Source organism: Gammaproteobacteria bacterium (genome assembly GCA_027296625.1).
Taxonomy (GTDB): domain Bacteria; phylum Pseudomonadota; class Gammaproteobacteria; order JAKEHO01; family JAKEHO01; genus JAKEHO01.
The window spans coordinates 1-21,300 of the sequence record JAPUIX010000078.1; the positions used below are offsets into that span (position 1 = coordinate 1).

The following is a 21,300-nucleotide window of genomic DNA, read 5'->3' on the forward strand; positions in this document are numbered from 1 at the left end:
CCTGGAGCGGACGGAATCAAGATCGTGGACCGCCCAATTTGGATGAAATCGTGCGCAAGATGCAGGACCGGCTCGGCGGTTTGTTCGGACGACGGCGCACAGGCGTCCCCGGTAGACGTCCTCGCGGCATTTGGATCTTTATTGTCATTGCTCTCGGTGCCGTGCTGCTGTGGGAGTCTGCATACATCATTCAGCCAGCGGAACGTGGCCTCGTGCTCCGATTTGGCTCATTCGTCGCTATTTTGGAGCCTGGAATTAGCTTCCGCTTTCCCCGCCCAATTGAAAAGGTTGAAATTGTGGATGTTGATCAAATTCGCACTGTCACACATAAGGCCAACATGCTGACCCAGGATGAGAACATCGTCGATGTCGAACTAGCGGTGCAATACAGGGTCAAGGATACGGAGGCTTATCAATTCAACGTCCGTCGCCCAGACTCCACTTTGAGGGATGCAACGTCGACTGCGATCAGAGAAGTAATTGGGAAGAGCAAAATGGATCATGTGTTGACCGTGGGTCGGAGTGAGATCGCTGCGAACGTCAAGGAACTCATTCAGGACATCCTGGACCAGTATGAAACCGGCTTGCTTGTAACCAGTGTCAACATGCAGCCGGCTAAGCCGCCCGAACCCGTAAAGAGTGCATTTGATGACGCCATCAAGGCGCGCGAGGATGAGCAGCGCCTTATTAATGAAGCTGAAGCCTATAGAAATGAGATCCTGCCGAAGTCCCGTGGTGCGGCGGCGAGACGACGTCAGGAAGCCTTGGCCTATGCGGCACAGGTAATCGCCGAGGCAGATGGTGAAACCGAGCGCTTCACAAAGTTGCTTCGGGAATACGAAAAAGCGCCCGATGTAACGCGGGCGCGCCTGTACCTGGAGGCGGTCGAGACGGTGCTGGCCAACTCCCCCAAGGTAATCATGGATCTAAAAAGCAGTAACAATTTGCTGTTTCTGCCATTGGACAAGCTGATGGAGCGGGGCACAGTGGGGCGAGAAGGTCTCCCCTCTGTGGGTGTGTCGCGGCAATCCACCTCACCGACCCCGAACCAGGATGCACGAGCGAGGGACGACGAGCTCCAAGGCAGGAGGGTACGTTAATGGCCTACCCCAAGCTTTTCATTACGCTGATCGTGCTCGCCGTTGTCGCGTGGTTTGGACTATTCACTGTGGACGAACGCCAGCGCGCCATCAAGTTCAGGCTGGGTGAAATCCAGCGCTCCGATTATGAACCGGGACTGCATTTTCAGGTGCCATTCTTAAACAACGTGCGCAAGTTTGATGCGCGCATCCTGACACTCGACGCTGAGCCCGAACGGTTCCTGACCAGTGAGAAGAAGGATGTGATCGTGGACTCCTATGTGAAATGGCGCATTAAAGACGTCGAGAAGTATTACAAGGCGACCGGCGGCGATGAACGCCGCGCCGCGCTACTCCTGTTTCAGAAGGTTAACGACGGGCTGCGCAGCGAGTTTGGTAAGCGCACCATTCTGGAAGTGGTCTCCGGTGAACGCGCTGAGATTATGAACATCGTAACGGAAAACGCAAACAGGCAAGGTGAAGAGCTCGGAGTCGAAGCCATCGATGTGCGCATCAAGCGTATTAATCTACCAGAGGAAGTCAGCGCTTCTGTTCATCAGCGGATGCGGGCGGAACGTGAGAGGGTAGCGCGAGACTTTCGCTCCAGGGGATCGGAAGCTGCTGAACGCATACGCGCTGATGCCGACCGGGAGAGGACCATCATACTTGCCGAGGCCTACCGCGATGCAGAGCGCACCCGCGGTGAGGGTGATGCCAAGGCGGCGGCAACCTATGCGGGAGCCTTTGGGGAAGATCAGGAATTCTACGAGTTCACTCGAAGCCTCAATGCCTACAAGAAGAGTATGGGGAGATCAGGTGACATCCTACTGTTGGAACCGGATTCGGATTTCTTCAAGTATTTCAAGGATCCCATGGGCCAGTAATGGTGCCGCCTAACGAGGCTGAGTGCCGGGGTTATCCCCGGCTTTTTGCGTATGTGGCATGACCTGCTGACGGCGATTGCTCTGGTCTTGGTTTTAGAGGGAATTATGCCGTTTATCAGCCCGGACGGCTTACGCAAGGCGTTGATCGCGGCGGCCGGATTAAACGATGCTATCTTGCGCTTTATTGGGTTGACCAGCATGCTACTGGGTCTGCTGCTACTGTATTTTCTGCGTTAACCATCATGTCGACTGAGGATCGCTGGCTGTTACCTGAAGGCATTGAGGAGGTGTTGCCGCCACAAGCGGCGCGCCTTGAGGGGCTGCGCAGGGAGATAATTGACTTGTATTCAACTTGGGGATACGAGCTTGTTATCCCGCCTTTTATCGAATATTTGGAATCTCTGTTTACCGGCACAGGCAGAGAACTCGACCTGCAAACCTTCAAGCTGACTGATCAGTTAACGGGGCGGTTAATGGGGGTACGTGCTGATATGACGCCGCAGGTTGCTCGTATTGATGCTCATCAGCTGAAGCGCGACGACCTACCAACGCGCTTGTGTTATCTCGGCACCGTCTTGCACACGCGGCCTGATGGGGCTGGCGGGTCTCGCAGCCCATATCAGGTGGGCGCCGAACTCTATGGGCACGCCGGTGTTGAAAGCGATGCAGAAGTTTTGTGCTTGATGTTGGAAACATTGAAGCTCGCTGGCATAACCGAGATGCATGTGGATCTCGGGCACATGGGAATCTTTCGTGGACTCGCTGATCAGGCCAAGCTTTCTTCTGTCCAGGAGAGTTCGTTATTTGAATCCCTTCAGCGTAAGGCTACGCCGGAGGTTCAGGCGCTGCTGAGTGAGTGGTCAGTAGCCGCGGATGTCAGGGATATGTTGGTAAGCCTTGTCGACTTGAATGGTGATATTTCGGTACTTGATGATGCTGAGCGCGTGCTAAAAAAAGCGGGGAAACTGGCGCGTCAGTGTCTCACCGATCTGCGGCACATCGCGGGACTCGTGGCCCAGCGCATCACGTATGCCCCCTTGAATTTTGATCTGGCCGAACTTCGGGGATATCACTACCACACGGGTGTGATCTTTGCGGCTTACGTGCCTGGACGAGGTCAGGCCATCGCACTCGGCGGCCGGTATGATGATATCGGTCAGGCCTTCGGGCGAGCACGGCCGGCAACGGGCTTCAGCACCGCCGACCTAAAAGCCTTGATAGCGTTAAATCCTAGCCCAGCCACAACGCCCTCGGGGATCTTCGCACCCTGTTTGGATGACCCGGCGCTCGCTGATGCCGTTTTGCAACTTCGGCAACAGGGCGAACGGATCGTTTGTGCCCTTCCCGGTCAAACAGGGGGGGCGTCCGAGATGGCCTGTGACCGGCAGCTCGAGCGACAGGATGGACGCTGGGTAGTCGTTAAACTCTGAGTTTAGCTGCGCATCGAATCTCCCACGCTATTTTTACACCCTCGATAGCAGATACGCCATATGGGCAAAAATGTTGTTGTGATCGGTACCCAATGGGGGGACGAAGGCAAGGGAAAGCTGGTGGACCTCCTCACGGAACGGGCGGCCGTCGTCGTGCGTTTCCAAGGTGGCCACAACGCGGGTCATACGGTGGTTATTGATGGCAAGAAGACCATCTTGCACCTGATCCCTTCCGGGGTGCTCCGCGATCGCACCCAGTCTTTCATAGGTAACGGCGTCGTGCTCTCGCCCAGGGCGCTCCTGGACGAAATTGAGATGTTGGAGACAAATAACATTCCAGCGCGGGAGCGACTCAAGATCAGTGAGGCGTGCCCCCTGGTCCTGCCAAGCCATATTGCGTTGGATCGTGCTTGTGAGCGTGCGCGGGGTACGGCGGCACTGGGGACGACGGGTCGGGGAATAGGTCCGGCCTACGAAGACAAGGCTGCGCGCCGGGCGCTCCGGGTCGGCGATCTTCTGCACCGTGAACGCTTCGCCGCCAACCTCGGCGAGTTACTCGACTTCCACAATTTTGTCCTGCAGCGTTACTACAAGGCCAAGCCCCTGGACTTTCAGGCCATACTAGACGAAACGTTGGGGATGGCCGAGCAGATCATCACGTTGGTGGCGGATGTGACCGAGCTGCTGTATCAGTGCCAGGTCCGTGGTGAGAATGTCCTCTTCGAGGGCGCCCAGGGCACATTACTTGATATTGATCATGGCACCTACCCGTTCGTCACCTCGTCTAATACCACGGCCGGTGGCGCCGCCACGGGGACCGGTGTCGGCCCGCGGGGTCTGGACTATATTCTTGGGATCACCAAGGCCTACACCACGCGGGTCGGTTCAGGCCCATTCCCCACGGAACTTTTTGACGAGATGGGTGAGCATCTGGCCCGCCGTGGGGATGAGTTCGGCGCGACCACTGGACGACCGCGCCGCTGTGGGTGGTTCGATGCAGTGGCACTGAGGCGTTCGAGACAGATCAACAGCCTTTCAGGGCTTTGTATTACCAAGCTCGATGTACTGGATGGACTGGACACCATCCAATTGTGCGTTGGTTACCGGAGTGAAGGGGAAGTCCGCTTAACACCGCCGGTAGGCGCTGAGGCGATAGCAGCCTGCGAGCCGGTGTATGAAGAGATGCCGGGATGGAAGGAGTCAACGTCAGGCATAAAGGAATACGCAAAGTTGCCTGCCCCGGCGCGCGCCTACCTGAAACGCATTGAGACGATTACCGAGGTACCGATCGATATGGTCTCTACCGGTGCGGATCGATCAGAGACCATCATTTTGCGCCATCCCTTCGACGCGTAGAATCAAAAGGATTTTGGTGCAACGTCCGTGGCAAGGGTTCTCCCAAAAAAGTCTGTATACTGGCGCGGGAAATACGGCAACCGATGGTGCCGAGGAGAGGACTTGAACCTCCACGGGGATACCCCCACTAGCACCTGAAGCTAGCGCGTCTACCAATTCCGCCACCTCGGCGCGGGAACGGCGGACTTTAACGACAGCCCTCCGTATTGTCAATGCGCAAACCTTCACCCAGAAATCGCCCCGTTAAAAGCCGCAAGACGCGTCCCTCCAAGCGCATCTCAGATGCACTTGTGAGCCAGGAGACCATCTTGCACCATCTGAATGAACGCGGTCGCCCGTGTTCATTGCAGAGCATTGCCCGGGCATTTGCGGTCCGCGATAAGCAACTGTTGGCTAAATTAACCCAAACGCTTCAAACCATGGCCGAAGATGGCCAGCTGATCCAAAGCCGGCGGGGTGAATATGGCCTCGCCACAAAGATGGATCTGGTGCGCGGGCGGGTCATCGGGCATGCGGATGGTTATGGTTTTCTCGTTCCCGATGATGGCAGCGCCGATCTGTTTCTCTCCGCTAAGGAGATGCGCAGCCTGCTTCACGGCGACCAAGCGGTCATCCACCTCATTGGCCTCGATCATCGCGGACGGCGACTTGGGGCGCTCGTGGAGGTGCTCAATCGGGCTAACCATCAGGTCGTCGGACGTTACTTTCAGGAAAGCGGCATAGGGTTTGTGGTGCCCGACAACAAACGCATCCATCAGGACATCCTGATCCCGGAGCACGCGGCGGGTGGTGCCCGTAGCGGCCAGTTTGTGTTGGCTGAGATCATTGAACAGCCTGACCGGCACCGCCAGCCTATCGGGCGTGTGGTGGAGGTCATCGGGGATCACATGGCGCCTGGTATGGCGGTAGATGTTGCTATTCGCGCGCACGGCCTTCCTTGTGATTGGCCCGACGCCGTCACACGAGAAGGCAAGGATCTAGGCGAGCCAATCCTGGATCAGATCCTGCGGCAGCGGGAGGACATTCGTGATTTGTCGCTGGTAACCATTGACGGCGAGGACGCCCGTGATTTCGATGATGCCGTCTATTGTGAGCGCACAAGTCGCGGCTGGCGTTTGCTCGTGGCGATTGCGGATGTGTCTCATTACGTCCTCCCTGGAACGGCATTGGACGAAGAGGCGAGAGGCCGCGGTAACTCGGTGTATTTCCCCGATCGGGTTATACCTATGTTGCCCGAAGTGTTGTCTAACGGGCTCTGCTCGTTGAACCCCATGCAAGATCGGCTCTGTATGGTGTGTGAGCTAACGATTGACGCTAAAGGCCGGACTGAGCGCTTCCGGTTTTTCGAAGGAATCATGCGATCAGCTGCGAGGCTCACATATACCGAGGTTGCCGGAATGCTCATCAACGGTGATCCGCGCCTGGTTAAGAAATACCGGACACTGATTTCGCCCCTGGAAGATCTCTATGCCCTTTATTCCTTGCTGCTTAAGCGCAGGCAGGCGCGCGGTGCCATCGATTTCGAAACGACTGAGACACGCATCGTAATCGGTGAAGACGGTCGGATTGAGATGATTGCGCCGCTCGTGCGCAACGATGCTCACCGAATGATCGAAGAGTTTATGCTCGCGGCCAACGTAGCGGCTGCAGAATTTCTGAAAAAGCACAGACTACCGACACTCTACCGAGTGCACGATGCACCAGGTGCTGAAAAGTTAAACGACTTGCATGCCTTTCTCGCTGAGTTTGAACTGCGTCTCGGCGGCGGCAAAAAGCCGAAGGCCAAGGACTACGCCGACTTGATCGGGCGCGTGCGCGGGCGTCCCGACGCGCACCTGATTGAGACAGTGCTCCTGCAGAGCCTCGAGATGGCCGTCTACAGCCCAGAGAATATCGGCCACTTCGGCCTCGGCTTCGACGCCTATGCGCATTTCGCTTCGCCGATTCGCCGCTATCCCGACCTCCTGGTGCATCGTGCAATACGCCACCGTCTCAGAGGGCGCGCCCGGGAAGAATTCGCCTATGATTGGGACAGGATGCGCTTTCTTGGGGAACGTTGCTCGATGACAGAACGGCGTGCGGACGAGGCGACCCGTGACGCCGAGCAACGGCTAAAATGCGAGTACATGCTCGATAAGGTTGGGGAGGTCTTTGACGGGTTGGTCACGGCGGTGACGTCTTTTGGACTATTTGTTGAACTCGATAAGATCTACGTGGAGGGCCTAGTTCATGTCACGGCATTGCGGAGCGATTACTATCACTTCGATCCCGTCGCTCATATCCTGCGGGGAGAACGGACGGGGAAGTCCTACCGTTTAAGGGACAGGGTTACGGTGAGGGTAGTGCGTGCCGACTTAGATGAACGAAAGATCGACTTTGAGATCGTCGAACGCGGTGACAGCACGGTTAGCGTGCAAAAGAAAAAGCACCGTGTTAGCCGGCGTCGTCGAATGCAAAGGTAAATCGATTGATGCCTCGTCGTGATGAGTACATTTATGGCGTACATGCGGTTGGGCATGCACTCAGGAAGTCGCCTGAGAACGCATTGGAGTTGTGGGTCCAAGAAGGTGATCGTGTCTCAGAAGTCCGTGAGCTTGTGCGTTTTGCAGAGATCCACACCCTGCCCGTGCACCGCGTGCGGCGCAAAACACTCGATCGCTTGGCCGATCAGGCAAGACATCAGGGCGTTGTGCTTCGATGCAGGCGCGCGCGGGCGCTAGGCGATGCCGAATTGGTTACCCTGCTCGATCGCCTGTCCGAGCAGCCCTTGTTGCTGGTGCTCGATGGCGTGCAAGATCCACAAAATTTGGGGGCCTGTCTTAGGGTCGCGGATGCCGCAGGTGTGGATGGGGTGGTGATCCGTCGAGATCGCGCTGCGGGTCTTACCGCCACTGTACGCAAGGTCGCAAGCGGCGCGGCCGATAGCGTACCACTGCTGCAGGTGTCAAACCTTGCCCGGGCAATCCGGCAGATGCAAGATGCGGGCTTATGGCTTGTCGGTGCTGAGCCTGATGCTAAGGAAAGCCTTTATCAAGTGGACCTCACCGTGCCTCTCGTGTTGGTTTTAGGTGCTGAGGATAAGGGCCTCCGACGCCTCACCCGTGAATGCTGTGACCATCTTGTCCACCTGCCCATGTTGGGCAGTGTTGAGAGCCTGAATGTTGCTGTGGCAAGCGGTGTTTGCCTGTTTGAAGCGTTGCGGCAACGCCGTAATGAGGGCACAAAATTGCAACCGCAGGGGCCATAAACTAGAATAGCCGCCACTTTATCGAGCGATAACCAATCTGTTTCTTCTTGCCTTACCGCCTGAGCGGAAGGCTGTATAAACCGAAAGGAGCATATGATGCGACACTACGAGGTCGTGTTCTTGGTCCATCCGGACCAGAGTGAGCAGGTACCCGCCATGATTGAGCGGTACCGCAGCATGATTGAATCCAAAGGGGGGCACATCCACCGTCTCGAGGACTGGGGCCGGCGCCAATTAGCCTATCTCATAAACAAAGTTCACAAGGCACATTACGTGCTCATGAACATCGAGTGTAACGATGAGGTGCTCACGGAGCTTAGTAGCGCGTTTCGTTTTAATGATGCAGTGATCCGCAACATAATAATGCGACGTAGTGAACCGGTAACAGAACCCTCGCCACTTGCCAAATTAAAAGAAGAGACGGAGGAAGAATCTGCTGAGCGAGCTGATGAGACAGCGACCGAAGGCTTGGATGATGAAAAGGGTGAGCCACTTGCTAAATTAAAAGAAGAGACGGAGGAAGAATCTGCTGAGCGAGCTGACGAGACAGTGACCGAAGGCTTGGATGATGAAGAGAGTGAGCCGCGTGCTGACCAAGATGGTACGCTAGGAGACGAACATGGTGCGGAAACAGAGGATTAAAGGCGGTTTGTCGTTGGCTTTACGATCAGTATAACAACGCGAGGATAGAGGGTATGTCACGTTATTTTCGACGCAGGCGTTATTGCAGATTTACCGTAGAGGGCGTTAAGGAGATTGATTATAAAGATCTCAACACGCTAAAGAATTACATTAATGAGACGGGCAAGATCGTGCCGAGCCGTATCTCTGGGACCAAAGCGAGGTATCAGCGCCAATTGGCCAAGGCAATTAAGCGAGCGCGGTATCTAGCCTTATTGCCCTATTGTGATTCACACTGACACGGTGTTTGATACACCGCTAAGTTAATCATAGTGCACACAATTGCCGCCTACATTATGCGTGGCCGTACGCAGGCGGTGAGCGTTACGACTTTGTGTGCAATATTATCGTTTTTACTACCTCCTTTTACCTATCTAAGTGGCGCCCCCGTTGGGCTTGTGACGTTAGCGCGCGGCCCGATGTATGGCATGCAGATTGTGGCTGCAAGTCTGGTGCTCATGGGAGTGTTGGCATGGGCTGCCCTTGATTCGCCGATACTCGCGTTGGTCTTTGCATTTGGAGTTTGGGGACCGGTATGGTTGTGTGGGCTGGTCTTACGCATTGCACGTTCGCAGACTGCCTTGCTATTGGTAATTGGCAGTTTGGCCGCTTTATTTGTCGTCGGTATGTACATTGTTACCGGTGATCCAACAGTTTGGTGGCGCGCTTGGTTGCAGACTGTGATCCAAAGCGCTGGGGGTACCGGCGCCGGTTTCCTGGACGATGAACTTATTGAGTATGCTTTGCCTTATATGAACGCGACGGTCGCCGCCGGAATGACGCTCAGCTTGATGGCGACCGTTCTCCTTGCACGTTGGTGGCAGGCCATCTTGTATAACCCCGGTGGCTTTAAAGTCGAGTTTTACTCACTGCGGCTGCCGCGATTCATGACATTGGTGGCGGGCCTTCTGCTTGTTCTCGCGATCGTCGTTGAGGGTCTAGCGCAGATGTTGGTGCGCGATCTGCTGTTTGTGGCGGTAATGATGTACCTCTTTCAAGGATTGGCCGTCATTCACCAGTATGTTGCCAAGCGAAACCTATCCGTGGGCTGGTTGGTGGCTTTGTATGGACTTATGTTGCTTGTGCCGCCCCAGACCGTAATGCTAGTAGCATGTGTCGGCGTAGCCGATACGTGGTTGAAATTTGGCGGCAGCGGCGGACCCGGTACGGGGACTGAAACGGAGGATAGATAGGCCAAGTCCGTGATCGCCTCGGCTTCTTAAACCTTCATGATCAAGAAGATAGGCGTTGAAAGAGGAATCGTCCTCGGGCGGTCTGTTGAAGCCCCCTGTCGTTTTCCACAACGGCGCAAATGTATCATAATACCTAGGTCAATTTGAGGTGTTCTGATGGAAGTCATCCTGCTTGAAAAGATACATAACCTTGGCAGCCTGGGCGAGAAGGTACGCGTGAAGCCCGGGCACGGCCGTAATTACTTGATTCCGACCGGCAAGGCCGTTCCCGCCACGCCGGAGAACATCGCGAAGTTCGAGGCCCTTCGAGCGGAACTTGAAAAGGCAGACGCCGATGTGCTTGAGAAGGCCCAGGCGAGAGCAGAAGCCTTTACTAATCTTGTAGTGACAATTACCCAAAAGGCTGGCACCGAAGGTAAGCTTTTCGGATCCGTGGGGACAGCAGATATCGCGGCTGCGGTCAGTGAGCTTGGAAACGAACTTAGTAAACACGAAGTCCGTTTGCCGGCTGGACCATTGCGGCAGATCGGCGAACACGAAATCGACGTTCACCTACATCCGGATGTGAATGCTAAAGTGATAGTCAACATCATCGCTGACGAGGACGTCGACCAGGCAACAGAATCCTGAGCCGCACACCCGTCGCGCGCGAATCAGAACTGTTGGCATTAAGGTATCTTAAGCGCCATTCAGCCCAATGGGTCGTTCCGGGACAAGGGCGTCGTTGATCAACTTTTTTTAAGTCACCGGGAAGCTTGATGCAGAAGACTGCAGTTCCAGACTACGTGCCTGATGCAGCAACTGAGGCACTGAAGGTCCCCCCACACTCCATCGCCGCTGAGCAGTCCGTCCTTGGCGGTCTAATGCTGGACAACGAAGCTTGGATTAACACCGCTGATCACTTGAGCGAAGAAGACTTCTACCGCAGTGATCATCGATTGATCTTCAGTGCCATTGCAGCGCTGGCTGAAGATGGCAAACCTTACGACGTCGTGACACTGTCTGAGTGGTTAGAGAAAAATAACAAATTGGATGAGGCGGGTGGACTCCCTTACCTTGCAGCGTTAGCTGAGAACACGCCGAGCGCTGCAAACATTTCTGCCTATGTTAGCATCGTGAGGGAAAGTTCTGTGCTGCGCCAGTTAGTACGTGTGGGCACGGAGATGACAGATCGTGCCTTCAACACAGAAGGGCAGAGCAGTGAAGAAATTCTCGATCTTGCTGAACGGCAAGTGTTTGAGATCGCCGAGCAGGAAGCCCGTGGGCGACGTGGGTATCGCACGATCAAGGACCTACTCGTTCACGCGCTTGATCGGATAGATGCCCTGTTTCAACAGGACAACCCGATTACTGGTGTGCCCACGGGCTTTGACGATTTGGATAAACTGACGGCAGGGCTGCAACCTTCGGACCTAATCATCGTGGCGGGAAGGCCGTCCATGGGGAAAACGTCCTTGGCTATCAACATTGCGGAACATGCAGCCATCAAGCACAAGCTTTCGGTGGCCATCTTCAGCATGGAATCACCAGGAGAGCAGCTCGCTATGCGTATGATGTCCTCGCTTGGCCGCATTGATCAACACAAGGTGCGCAGTGGCAAGTTGGATGATGAGGACTGGCCTCGTCTGACATCTGCTGTTGGAATCCTATCAGATGCGAAACTTTTTATTGATGACACGGCAGCGTTGACGCCCGGTGAGCTGCGGTCTCGTTGTCGCAGACTTTTTCGAGAGCACGGTCTCGATCTCATCGTTGTGGATTATTTGCAGCTCATGGAGGTACCCGGGACCAAGGAAAACCGTGCCACGGAAATCTCTGAGATCTCCCGATCCCTTAAAGCGCTCGCCAAGGAACTTAATGTTCCCGTGTTAGCTCTATCGCAGCTTAATCGGAGCCTTGAACAACGCCCGAACAAACGTCCGCTTATGTCAGATCTCCGTGAAAGCGGCGCTATCGAACAGGACGCCGATGTTATTGTGTTTATCTATCGTGACGAAGTATATGATGAGGAGAGTCCCCAAAAGGGTCTCGCCGAAATCATAGTAGGCAAGCAACGTAACGGCCCAATCGGAACGATTGCGCTAACCTTTCTTGGCCAGTATACCCGGTTCGAAAATTACGTGAGTGACAGCTATACCCCGGTCGGGGACCATGAATGAGCCGGCCGACATGTGCTGTTATCGATCTTAAGGCGCTTAGCGCCAACCTGGACTTCGCTCGCAAACTTGCCCCCAACAAAAAGGTCATGGCCATCGTCAAGGCGGATGCCTATGGCCACGGCCTCGCTCGGGTAGCTCATGCCCTCCAATCCGCCGACGCGTATGGTGTTGCCTGTCTTGAAGAGGCCAGCCAATTGCGAAAAGAGGGCATCGACAAGGCCATCGTACTTTTGGAGGGCCCGTTCACCGCGGATGAGTTGCCGGAAATTGCGCGTCTTGAGCTGGAAATTGTCATCCACGAGCCAGCGCAGATCGACATGCTTGAGCGCGCGCGCTTAAAGACGCCGCTACGGGTCTGGCTCAAGATTGATACCGGCATGCACAGATTAGGCTTTTCCCCGGAGGCGGTGGCAGTTGCCTGGGGTCGGATCACTCACTGCCCGAATGTGGCCGGATCTGTCCGGCTGATGACGCACCTTGCCGATGCGCATGCGCGAGATGATTCCACTACAGAAGCGCAACTGGCTTGTTTCCAGAAAGCCGTTAAAGATCTCCCCGGCGAGCGATGCATTGCGAATTCCGCAGGGCTGATGGCCTGGCCCCACGCACATGCCGACTGGGTTCGGCCAGGCTTGATGCTTTATGGTGTCTCCCCGTTTGCCAACGGGTCAGGTCCTGAGGCGGGGCTGGTGCCTGTTATGACACTGAGTTCAAAGCTGATCGCGGTTAAAAAACTGCAAGCCGGCGACGCGGTTGGTTACGGTGGCGCATGGCACTGTCCTTCCGACATGCCGGTTGGGATCGTCGCAGCTGGCTACGGCGACGGTTACCCCCGTCACGCGAAGGTGGGCACCTCCGTGCTTGTTAACGAGGTGGCCGCGCCGTTGATAGGCCAAGTATCGATGGATATGCTGACCGTGGATCTGGGCAAGGTGCCGACTGCAAAGGTCGGCGACGCTGTGGTGTTATGGGGGAAGGGATTGCCAGTTGAGATTGTGGCAAGGCAAGCGGATACAATCCCCTACGAGTTGCTCTGCGGCGTTAACAAACGGATTCGATTCATCGACGATGGCACGGGCTAACGTTCAATTTCAGTGCCAGGAATGTGGTGCTGCGGCACCCAAGTGGTCAGGTCAATGTCCGGAATGCGCTGCTTGGAACACGATGACCGAAGTCATTGTGGAGGATAGCCGGGGCGGCAAACATCCATCACGGTTCAGAACGATTGGCAGTTCGGCTGCGGCGATTTCCTCGCTCGAGGAGGTAGAACCTAGCGACGGGGTGCGGATCCGAACAGGGATCGCAGAGCTTGACCGGGCCATTGGCGGCGGCGTGGTCGCTGGCTCAGTTGTGCTAATCGGGGGCGATCCGGGTATTGGGAAATCCACCCTCCTGATCCAAACGCTTTCAGCGATGACCGATGAGATTGGTGTTAGGACATTGTATGTCACAGGTGAGGAGTCCGTGCAGCAGGTCAGCCTGCGGGCCCGTCGCCTAGGCCTGAATACCAACGGACTTCGTGTTCTCACCGAGACCAATATCGAAGGGATCCTGAAACTCGCCAGTGTGGAACAACCACAAGTTATGGTTATCGATTCGATTCAGACGGTTTACACCGATAGCTTGCAATCCGCACCCGGTGCTGTGGCGCAGGTGCGCGAAAGTGCGGCGCAGCTTGTGCGATACGCGAAGCAGACGGGTACGGCTATCTTTCTGGTCGGGCATGTCACCAAAGAGGGTGCATTGGCAGGTCCCCGGGTACTGGAGCACATGGTCGATACGGTCCTGTATTTTGAGGGTGATAGTGGTAGCCGCATTCGGGTGATCCGCGCTGTCAAGAATCGGTTCGGGGCAGTCAATGAGCTCGGTGTGTTTGCTATGACGGATAAAGGGTTGCGTGAAGTGAGCAATCCGTCGGCTATCTTTCTCTCACGGCATGCGAAAGATGTTGCGGGGAGTGTGATTATGGTAACACGCGAAGGGACCCGTCCTCTATTGGTGGAGGTACAGGCGCTGGTTGATGCCTCGCACTTATCAAATCCGCGACGTGTAACGGTAGGACTTGAGTCGAACCGGCTCGCTATGTTGCTCGCGGTGTTCCATCGTCACGGCGGTGTGGCTACCTATGACCAAGATGTCTTTGTGAATGTGGTGGGCGGTGTTCGGATTAGTGAAACAGGTGCGGACCTTGCGATCCTATTGGCTGTGTTGTCGAGTCTTCGAGATCGGCCCTTGCCGCGTGATCTTGTCGTTTTTGGCGAGGTCGGGCTGGCAGGCGAAATTCGGCCGGTGCAGAATGGGCCGGAGCGGCTCCGGGAGGCAGCTAAACACGGATTCCAGCGCGCCATAGTACCCGCAGCAAACGCACCGAAGAAGGGGATCTCCGGGATGGCGATCACAGGCCTAACCCGGATTCAAGAGGCGCTGGAGTCATTAAGTTAACCGCCACAGATCAAAAGACTGCGCGGGATCCATTCAAAGCTATTCGCTTTGCTCGTCTAGTGTCTCTTTGGTGGTTGTTTCCTTGCCCGAAGAATAGGGTTTGATCTGAGCCGTTTTCACGGCGTTCCGCGTCGTTTGCACGATCTCCACCGTATAGCGCCCAATTCGCAAACTGGTGCCCGGCTCCGGGATGGTTTCCAAATACTCGAGCACCAGACCATTTAACGTCTTCGGCCCTTCTGTTGGTAAGTCCCAGTTAAGGGCACGGTTCAGCTCGCGGATATGTGCGCCGCCATCGACTAGATACGAACCATCCTTCATCGGGTAGATGTCACGACTAAAGGGCTGGGGATCGGTGGTAAACTCACCGACAATCTCTTCCAATATGTCTTCTAATGTGATGAGGCCCTGAATCACGCCATATTCGTCGACGACCAACCCGATCCGCTCCTTACTGCGCTGGAAGTTTAATAGCTGTGTATGCAAATGCGTTCCTTCCGGAACGTAGTGCGGTTCGTCCAGAAGATCTTTTAGCGCATCTAGAGACAACTCCTCACCATCGGCGAAAAGACGCGGCACCTTTCGCGAATGAAGTATCCCGATGACATTATCGACATCACCACGATAGACCGGTAATCGCGTATGCCGATAGTTGGTGAGTGATTCCATGATCTCATCCTCGTCATCATCAAGATCAATACCAGCTATTTCATTGCGTGGGACCATAATGTCCTCGACCGCTGCTTTTTCCAGGTCGAGAATGCTGATCAGCATCTGCTTATGCCGGGTAGATATCATCGGTCCAGTTTCTCTCACAATGCTGCGTAATTCTTCGCGCGTTAATGGCGCCTCTGTAACTTCCTCAGGGGTGATGCCGAATTGTTTTATCAATCCGTTGGCGACAGCATTGATCACCCACACGAAAGGGTAGAGAAGTTTCAATAACGGATTCAGCACATACGTGGCAGGAAATGCGATTCGCTCTGGGAAAAGCGCGGCGATGGTCTTCGGCGTGACCTCAGCAAAGATAAGAATGATAACGGTGAGCAAAATAGCCGCAATTGCGATACCGATCTCACCCAGAACCCGTAGTGCAATCACAGTAGCGATGGCCGATGCGAGAATGTTGACAAAGTTGTTGCCAAGGAGGATCAGACTGATCAGGCGGTCCGGCCGCTCAAGTAGTTTGCTAGCACGCATCGCGCCTTTATGTTCTGTACGTGCCAGGTGACGCAGCCGATAACGGTTGAGCGTCATCATCGCAGTCTCTGAGCCAGAGAAGAAAGCTGATAGGAGAATCAGCACGAATAACGCGCTGAACAGAATGCCTAGGTGAATTTCTTCCAAGAGAGGGTGTGCCTTTTGTCGCCGATGGGGCTTCTATTTTCTATGAACAGTGCGTGCCACTGTCAAGCACCGTAATACCGACGGCTTCGTTCTCAACGTTCCAATTATCGGTGAAGAATTAACTCCAGAACTATCTTGGTACCGAAGTAAGCCAACATGAGCGCCACGAAGCCGCCGAGCGTCCAAGCAATCGCCTTACGGCCTCGCCAGCCAAAGTGCCATCGACCCCATAGGAGGATGGCAAAAACAAGCCAGGCGACAATTGACAATACGGTCTTGTGCACCAAGTGCTGGGCAAAAATGTCCTCCAAAAACATGAGACCACTCATGAGGCTCAGGCTGAGGAGGAAGAAGCCAATCCCGATGATCTGGAACAGCAAGGTCTCCATCGTTTCCAGCGGTGGCAAAGCGTGCATGATGCGAATCGGGCGCTTCTTGCGTAACTGCCTGTCCTGGAGTGCTAGCAGCAACGCCTGAAAGGCGCCAATGGTCAGCAAGCTGTAGGCTAACACCGAGAGCAATACATGTATGCGCAACCCCATTGGTGCACTGTCTGGGAGGATGTGGGTCGTCGGAAAACGCATCTCCAGTACGATCGATAGGGCCGCAAGCGGTAACAGGATAATGGCAAGATTTTCCAAAGGCTTGGCGATGGCGGCGCCTAACAGGGCTAAGGCGACCATCCAGGCAACTAACGAGAGTGCGTTAAAAAATCCCAAATTCAGTCCGCTGCCCGTGACAACAATGTGGTATAGCACTGCACCATGCAGGATGATGGCGAGCATACCGATACTTATCGTCTGAATCTTGGCGTTTTGGCCGCCGTGTGGGGTGTAAAACAGCGCCACGGCTAGCCGTGAAGCCGCCGCAAGATACAAGATAATGGCGGCGATGCTGACGGCAGCGATGTTCATGAGTCGCTTCCTGCCATGACAACGGCATGATGGCATAGTTGCGCGTGTCGTTGAAGCGTCACGGGGGTAGCGGGCGTAGATTGAGCTTGGCGAAGGATAGTGCGGGCCAAGGACATCAGGCCCCATTGCGCTTTTCAGTCCAGGAGGAATCTTTGCCTATAGGGTTGGCAAAAATCTTGCTAGAATCGCCGCTCGGTTTCTGGCGGTGTTGCGGGCCGCCCGCTGATCGATGTTTAAAAGGACCACATTCGGTTCGGTTCACCATCTCTGGGAAACAGGACAGCAACGATGAAAGGTGGTTTGGCCATACTGTTCACGGGACTTCCCTCTGCCGGGAAGTCGACGCTCGCCACTGCACTAACCGAGCACATCAAGAACCAGTATGGGCGCCCAGTGACGCTTCTTGATGGCGATGAGATCCGTAAACTGCTGTGCAGCGGTCTTGGTTATTCGAAAGAAGACCGTGCTCTCAATATTCTGCGGAACGCCTACGTTGCAGCGCAGGTAACCCGACATGGAGGTATTGCTATCTGTGCACTCATTGCGCCACATGCTGAAATCCGTGACACGTTCAGGGAGTGGGTCGAAGCGGAACAAGGGAAGTTTCTAGAAGTCTATGTAGCAACGGCGCTTAGTGTGTGTGAGGAACGCGATGCGAAGGGGCTCTACGCAAAGGCTCGGGCCGGAGAATTAAAAGGAATGACGGGGATCGATGATCCCTATGAGATTCCTGAGGAACCTGATTTGGTTCTTGATACAGGTGGCGAGGACATCAATCGATCGTTGACACGATTGCTTGAATGGCTCGAGGGCAATGGTTACCTGGAAATTCTCAAGCGCAAATAATTCATTCTTTAAATCAGAATTGTTAGTTCATCTCCCTGTTTGTCGATGCACAGTATCTTGTTTGTGACAGCGCTTCCGTGTTTTGTAAAGCATGTTTGATAACTTGAAGCATAGGCTTGCGCGTACGCTTGACGGCCTGCGCGGGCGGGGTCGTCTAACTGATGAAAATATAGAGATGACCCTTAGGGAAGTGCGCATGGCACTTCTTGAGGCAGACGTTGCATTGCCTGTTGTCCGCGAATTTATCCAACGAGTAAAGGAGCGCGCTGTCGGTCAGGAGGTTGCTACAAGCCTGACACCAGGACAAGCCATTATCAAGATTGTCTATGACGAACTTGTTGCAATCATGGGTCAGGCAAACGAGGGCCTGAACCTTCGTACTCAACCGCCGGCAGTGATTCTCGTTGCAGGCCCGCAGGGATCGGGCAAGACGACGAGTGTGGCAAAACTCGCCAGGTGGCTGAAGGAAAAAGAGAAGAAATCTGTGCTTGTTGCCAGTTGTGACGTCTATCGTCCTGCAGCGACTAATCAGCTTGAGATCCTTGCCGCAGAGGCCGGTACGGACTTTTTTGCGAGTAATGTCACGGATCAACCGTTACAGATCGCCGAGACTGCCCTGCAGTATGCGCGTCGGCGTTTTGTTGACGTGCTAATCGTGGATACGGCGGGACGTTTGCATATCGATGATGTAATGATGGCAGAAATCACGCGCCTGCATGGCACACTTGAACCCATCGAAACCTTGTTTGTTGTCGATAGTATGATGGGGCAGGATGCAGTGAATGCTGCAAGAGCGTTTAACGAGGCCTTGCCGTTGACCGGCGTAATTCTCACCAAGACCGACGGGGATGCGCGAGGTGGAGCGGCGCTGTCCGTCAGGCATGTCACCGGGAAGCCCATCAAGTTTTTGGGGGTAGGGGAGGCCGTCAGCGCGCTTGCTCCTTTTTATCCCGAGCGTGTCGCATCGCGGATCCTTGGCATGGGTGATGTGCTCAGCCTTATCGAGGAAGTAGAACAAACGGCCGACCGCCCAAAGGTGGACAAACTTGCGGGCAAACTTAAGACGGGTAAGACGTTCGATCTTGCAGACTTTCGTGATCAGCTGTGCCAGATGCGGAAGATGGGCGGTCTAACAAAGCTTCTTGACAAGCTACCCGGTGTTATGGGTCTGCCACAAGGAGCGGGTCAAAAGTTTGACGATAAAGAACTTGTGAAAATGGGAGCCATTATTGATTCAATGACGCCCAATGAGCGCCGTTTTCCGGAGACGATCAAGGCTTCTCGCAAGCGGCGCGTTGCGCTGGGCTCCAGCACACAAGTTCAGGACGTCAATCGTTTGCTCAAACAATTTAGTCAGATGCAAAAAATGATGAAACATTTATCCAAAAAGGGCGGACTGAATAGGGCGATGCGTGTTATGAAGGGGAAGTTGCCAGGGGCGGGATTCTGATCAATGGTTGGGTGAACCCTCACTCGCCTCTGGCTTTTATGTTCATAGTGGACGAAAATTGTTTAATTGAAGACATTTATCGTATTTTCTTCTATTCTTCCTTAAGTGTGGTCTCATAACGAGCGAAAAAAGTGCGTGGCCGCGCTCCCGCATTCGGGTCAAACTCACCAGATTGTGTAATGGACTGATATATGGCGGACAATCGCTACGAAGAGGCGCTTGAGTACCATCGTCAGCCGACGCCGGGCAAAATCGAGGTGGTGCCGACTAAACCGTTGGCTAACCAGCATGATTTGGCGCTCGCATACACGCCTGGGGTCGCAGCCGCCTGTGAGGCGATTGTCGACGATCCAGCAGCTGCTTCTATGGTCACGGCGCGATCGAATCTCGTCGCTGTCATCACCAATGGTACGGCGGTACTTGGCATGGGAAGTATCGGCCCGCTTGCTGCCAAGCCAGTCATGGAGGGTAAGGCTGTCCTGTTCAAGAAGTTCGCGGGTATTGACGTCTTTGATATTGAAATCAACGAACGCGATCCGGATAAGCTGGTTGACATCATCACCAGCCTTGAGCCGACATTCGGTGGCATTAACCTTGAGGATGTTAAGTCACCAGAGTGTTTCCAGATCGAGGGCAAGCTGCGTCGCCGGCTGAAGATCCCGGTTTTTCATGATGATCAGCACGGAACCGCCATCATCGTCGCGGCGGCAATCCTGAATGGATTGAGGTTGGTTGGAAAGGAGCTTGGTCAAGTCAAGTTGGTTACGTCGGGGGCTGGCGCCTCAGCCCTCGCATGCCTCAAACTGCTGGCGGAGATGGGCCTGCCAAAGGAAAACATTATTGCCACCGATCGCGCTGGCGTGATCTACCGGGGGCGGAGCCGTGGCATGGAGCCCCACAAGCGACGCTTTGCCCGTGATACGGACATGCGCACCCTAGCTGACGCCATCAAAGGTGCGGATATATTTCTTGGTCTCTCCGGCCCAGGTACGTTGAAGCAGGAGATGGTCAGGAACATGGCTGAGAAGCCGTTAGTGCTGGCCCTGGCAAATCCAATCCCCGAAATCCTGCCTGAGGAAGTGAAAGCTGTGCGCCCCGACGCCATCATTGCGACGGGACGTTCTGATTATCCCAATCAGGTAAATAACGTCTTGTGTTTTCCGTATATCTTTCGCGGGGCCCTTGACGCAGGTGCCACGACGATTAATGACGAGATGAAGATTGCCTGTGTGCAGGCATTGGCGGATCTTGCCATGGAGGCCGCACCGGACATCGTTGTGGCCGCCTATGGTGGCGCGGATCTTAAATTTGGCCCTGATTACCTGATCCCAAAGCCGTTTGATCCAAGACTGGTTGTCAAGCTAGCACCCGCAGTGGCCAAGGCAGCGATGGAGAGTGGTGTAGCGACTAAGCCTATTGAAGATCTCGATATGTATCGTCAGCAACTCACCCGGTACGTGTTTGATGGCGTATTGTTCATGCAGCCGGTTTTCGACCGAGCTAAAGAGGGTCCAAAACGTTTGGTATACGCTGAAGGTGAACAGCCAAATGTTCTGCGCGCAGCACAGGCGGTGATTGATGAAGGGCTGGCACGGCCCATCCTTATTGGGCGAACTGACACGATCGTAGGGCAGATTGAGGAGTTAAGCCTACGGATCAGGCCCGGGGCGGACTTTGAACTCGTCGATCTTGATCAGGATCCTCGTAGCGAAGAATACGGCACCCTGTATCACACGATCATGGAACGGAAAGGTATGCCGTTGCAGGATCCGCGCACCGCGGTTCAAGCTCAAAATACTGTCATTGCTGCATTGATGATCAAACGCGGTGAGGCGGATGCGATGATCTGCGGGCTGAGTGGGGCGTATGAAGATCATCTCAAGCATATCGTCGACGTGTTAGGAGTCCGAGAAGGAATTGACTATCCAGCTGCGATGAATATCGTGATACTGAAGAAGGGTACCTATTTTATCTGTGACACCGATATCACATCTGATCCGACTGCAAAACAGATTGGGGAGATGGCCTTGATGGCAGCGGAAGTCGTTCGCCGTCTCGGCATTACGCCCAAGGTCGCACTTTTGTCTCACTCTAACTACGGTAGCGCCGATACCCCAACGGCTAAAAAGATGCGTGAGGCACTCCAGTTGATAAAGCAGCAAGCTCCCGAGTTAGAGGTGGAAGGCGAGATGCGTGCGGATGCCGCGTTACTTGAGGATGTTCGTCGAGAGAGCTTTCCCGATTCAACAATAAAGGGGGAGGCCAACGTACT

General features: G+C 54.7%; 18 protein-coding genes, 1 tRNA gene and 1 pseudogene. 17 read left to right on the top strand and 3 right to left on the bottom strand.

Annotated elements, in window-relative coordinates:
• The 5 genes from hflK to O6944_04305 all read left to right on the top strand — a co-directional run.
• On the top strand, positions 1–1,100 hold a 1,100-nt coding region (gene hflK, locus O6944_04285), incomplete at its 5' end, for an FtsH protease activity modulator HflK (GenBank protein MCZ6718358.1).
• On the top strand, positions 1,100–1,963 hold the full coding sequence (hflC, locus tag O6944_04290) for a protease modulator HflC (protein ID MCZ6718359.1): 864 nt from the start codon (positions 1,100–1,102) through the stop codon (positions 1,961–1,963). The genes hflK and hflC, both read left to right, overlap by 1 nt.
• Positions 1,964–2,014: 51 nt before the next feature.
• A complete protein-coding gene (locus O6944_04295) occupies positions 2,015–2,200 on the top strand; it encodes a DUF2065 domain-containing protein (protein ID MCZ6718360.1) in 186 nt (61 codons plus the stop codon).
• A gap of 5 nt (positions 2,201–2,205) precedes the next feature.
• Positions 2,206–3,393, top strand: a complete 1,188-nt coding sequence (locus O6944_04300; GenBank protein ID MCZ6718361.1) for an ATP phosphoribosyltransferase regulatory subunit — start codon at positions 2,206–2,208, stop codon at positions 3,391–3,393.
• 60 nt (positions 3,394–3,453) lie between these two features.
• Complete coding sequence (locus O6944_04305; protein MCZ6718362.1) at positions 3,454–4,749, top strand: adenylosuccinate synthase; 1,296 nt, start codon at positions 3,454–3,456, stop codon at positions 4,747–4,749.
• 84 nt (positions 4,750–4,833) lie between these two features.
• Here O6944_04305 and O6944_04310 read toward each other — a convergent pair.
• Positions 4,834–4,920 (bottom strand) — tRNA-Leu (locus tag O6944_04310).
• 41 nt (positions 4,921–4,961) lie between these two features.
• On the opposite strand from O6944_04310, the gene rnr reads away from it, so the two are divergent.
• The 9 genes and pseudogenes from rnr to radA all read left to right on the top strand — a co-directional run bounded on the left by rnr (position 4,962) and on the right by radA (position 14,471).
• Positions 4,962–7,211 (top strand): ribonuclease R, encoded by a 2,250-nt coding sequence (gene rnr, locus O6944_04315; GenBank protein MCZ6718363.1) that lies wholly within the window; start codon positions 4,962–4,964, stop codon positions 7,209–7,211.
• Between the two features lie 8 nt (positions 7,212–7,219).
• On the top strand, positions 7,220–7,996 hold the full coding sequence (gene rlmB, locus O6944_04320) for a 23S rRNA (guanosine(2251)-2'-O)-methyltransferase RlmB (protein ID MCZ6718364.1): 777 nt from the start codon (positions 7,220–7,222) through the stop codon (positions 7,994–7,996).
• Positions 7,997–8,092: 96 nt separating this feature from the next.
• Positions 8,093–8,485, top strand: a pseudogene (rpsF, locus tag O6944_04325) (30S ribosomal protein S6).
• 206 nt (positions 8,486–8,691) lie between these two features.
• The gene (gene rpsR, locus O6944_04330) at positions 8,692–8,916 is read left to right on the top strand and encodes a 30S ribosomal protein S18 (GenBank protein MCZ6718365.1); all 225 of its coding nucleotides are present in this window, start codon (positions 8,692–8,694) and stop codon (positions 8,914–8,916) included.
• Positions 8,917–8,949: 33 nt separating this feature from the next.
• Positions 8,950–9,870 (top strand): DUF2232 domain-containing protein, encoded by a 921-nt coding sequence (locus tag O6944_04335; GenBank protein ID MCZ6718366.1) that lies wholly within the window; start codon positions 8,950–8,952, stop codon positions 9,868–9,870.
• Between the two features lie 156 nt (positions 9,871–10,026).
• Positions 10,027–10,500: a 50S ribosomal protein L9 gene (rplI, locus tag O6944_04340; protein ID MCZ6718367.1), complete on the top strand. Its 474-nt coding sequence runs from the start codon at positions 10,027–10,029 to the stop codon at positions 10,498–10,500.
• A 128-nt stretch (positions 10,501–10,628) separates the two neighbouring features.
• Positions 10,629–12,029 carry a replicative DNA helicase gene (gene dnaB, locus O6944_04345; protein MCZ6718368.1) on the top strand — a complete coding sequence of 467 codons (1,401 nt, stop codon included), beginning with the start codon at positions 10,629–10,631 and terminating at the stop codon, positions 12,027–12,029.
• On the top strand, positions 12,026–13,111 hold the full coding sequence (gene alr, locus O6944_04350; GenBank protein ID MCZ6718369.1) for an alanine racemase: 1,086 nt from the start codon (positions 12,026–12,028) through the stop codon (positions 13,109–13,111). Before dnaB ends, alr begins: the two co-directional genes overlap by 4 nt.
• A complete protein-coding gene (radA, locus tag O6944_04355; protein MCZ6718370.1) occupies positions 13,098–14,471 on the top strand; it encodes a DNA repair protein RadA in 1,374 nt (457 codons plus the stop codon). Before alr ends, radA begins: the two co-directional genes overlap by 14 nt.
• Before the next feature lie 39 nt (positions 14,472–14,510).
• Here radA and O6944_04360 read toward each other — a convergent pair whose 3' ends face one another.
• Complete coding sequence (locus tag O6944_04360) at positions 14,511–15,818, bottom strand: HlyC/CorC family transporter (GenBank protein MCZ6718371.1); 1,308 nt, start codon at positions 15,816–15,818, stop codon at positions 14,511–14,513.
• A 104-nt stretch (positions 15,819–15,922) separates the two neighbouring features.
• Entirely contained in the window at positions 15,923–16,732 is an 810-nt protein-coding gene (gene ccsA / locus O6944_04365; protein ID MCZ6718372.1) for a cytochrome c biogenesis protein CcsA, read from the bottom strand.
• 288 nt (positions 16,733–17,020) lie between these two features.
• Here ccsA and cysC point away from each other — a divergent pair, with 288 nt between their 5' ends.
• The 3 genes from cysC to O6944_04380 form a co-directional block, all read left to right on the top strand.
• Positions 17,021–17,578 (top strand): adenylyl-sulfate kinase, encoded by a 558-nt coding sequence (gene cysC / locus O6944_04370; GenBank protein MCZ6718373.1) that lies wholly within the window; start codon positions 17,021–17,023, stop codon positions 17,576–17,578.
• Positions 17,579–17,669: 91 nt separating this feature from the next.
• Complete coding sequence (gene ffh, locus O6944_04375; GenBank protein MCZ6718374.1) at positions 17,670–19,028, top strand: signal recognition particle protein; 1,359 nt, start codon at positions 17,670–17,672, stop codon at positions 19,026–19,028.
• 191 nt (positions 19,029–19,219) lie between these two features.
• A partial coding sequence (locus O6944_04380) for an NADP-dependent malic enzyme (GenBank protein ID MCZ6718375.1) occupies positions 19,220–21,300 on the top strand: 2,081 nt, incomplete at its 3' end.

Coding starts and splice junctions, on each gene's coding strand:
- hflC (MCZ6718359.1), top strand. CDS start 1,100: ATGGCCTACCCCAAGCTTTTCATTACGCTGATCGTGCTCGCCGTTGTC.
- O6944_04295 (MCZ6718360.1), top strand. CDS start 2,015: ATGTGGCATGACCTGCTGACGGCGATTGCTCTGGTCTTGGTTTTAGAG.
- O6944_04300 (MCZ6718361.1), top strand. CDS start 2,206: ATGTCGACTGAGGATCGCTGGCTGTTACCTGAAGGCATTGAGGAGGTG.
- O6944_04305 (MCZ6718362.1), top strand. CDS start 3,454: ATGGGCAAAAATGTTGTTGTGATCGGTACCCAATGGGGGGACGAAGGC.
- rnr (MCZ6718363.1), top strand. CDS start 4,962: ATGCGCAAACCTTCACCCAGAAATCGCCCCGTTAAAAGCCGCAAGACG.
- rlmB (MCZ6718364.1), top strand. CDS start 7,220: ATGCCTCGTCGTGATGAGTACATTTATGGCGTACATGCGGTTGGGCAT.
- rpsR (MCZ6718365.1), top strand. CDS start 8,692: ATGTCACGTTATTTTCGACGCAGGCGTTATTGCAGATTTACCGTAGAG.
- rplI (MCZ6718367.1), top strand. CDS start 10,027: ATGGAAGTCATCCTGCTTGAAAAGATACATAACCTTGGCAGCCTGGGC.
- dnaB (MCZ6718368.1), top strand. CDS start 10,629: ATGCAGAAGACTGCAGTTCCAGACTACGTGCCTGATGCAGCAACTGAG.
- alr (MCZ6718369.1), top strand. CDS start 12,026: ATGAGCCGGCCGACATGTGCTGTTATCGATCTTAAGGCGCTTAGCGCC.
- radA (MCZ6718370.1), top strand. CDS start 13,098: ATGGCACGGGCTAACGTTCAATTTCAGTGCCAGGAATGTGGTGCTGCG.
- ccsA (MCZ6718372.1), bottom strand. CDS start 16,732: ATGAACATCGCTGCCGTCAGCATCGCCGCCATTATCTTGTATCTTGCG.
- cysC (MCZ6718373.1), top strand. CDS start 17,021: ATGAAAGGTGGTTTGGCCATACTGTTCACGGGACTTCCCTCTGCCGGG.
- ffh (MCZ6718374.1), top strand. CDS start 17,670: ATGTTTGATAACTTGAAGCATAGGCTTGCGCGTACGCTTGACGGCCTG.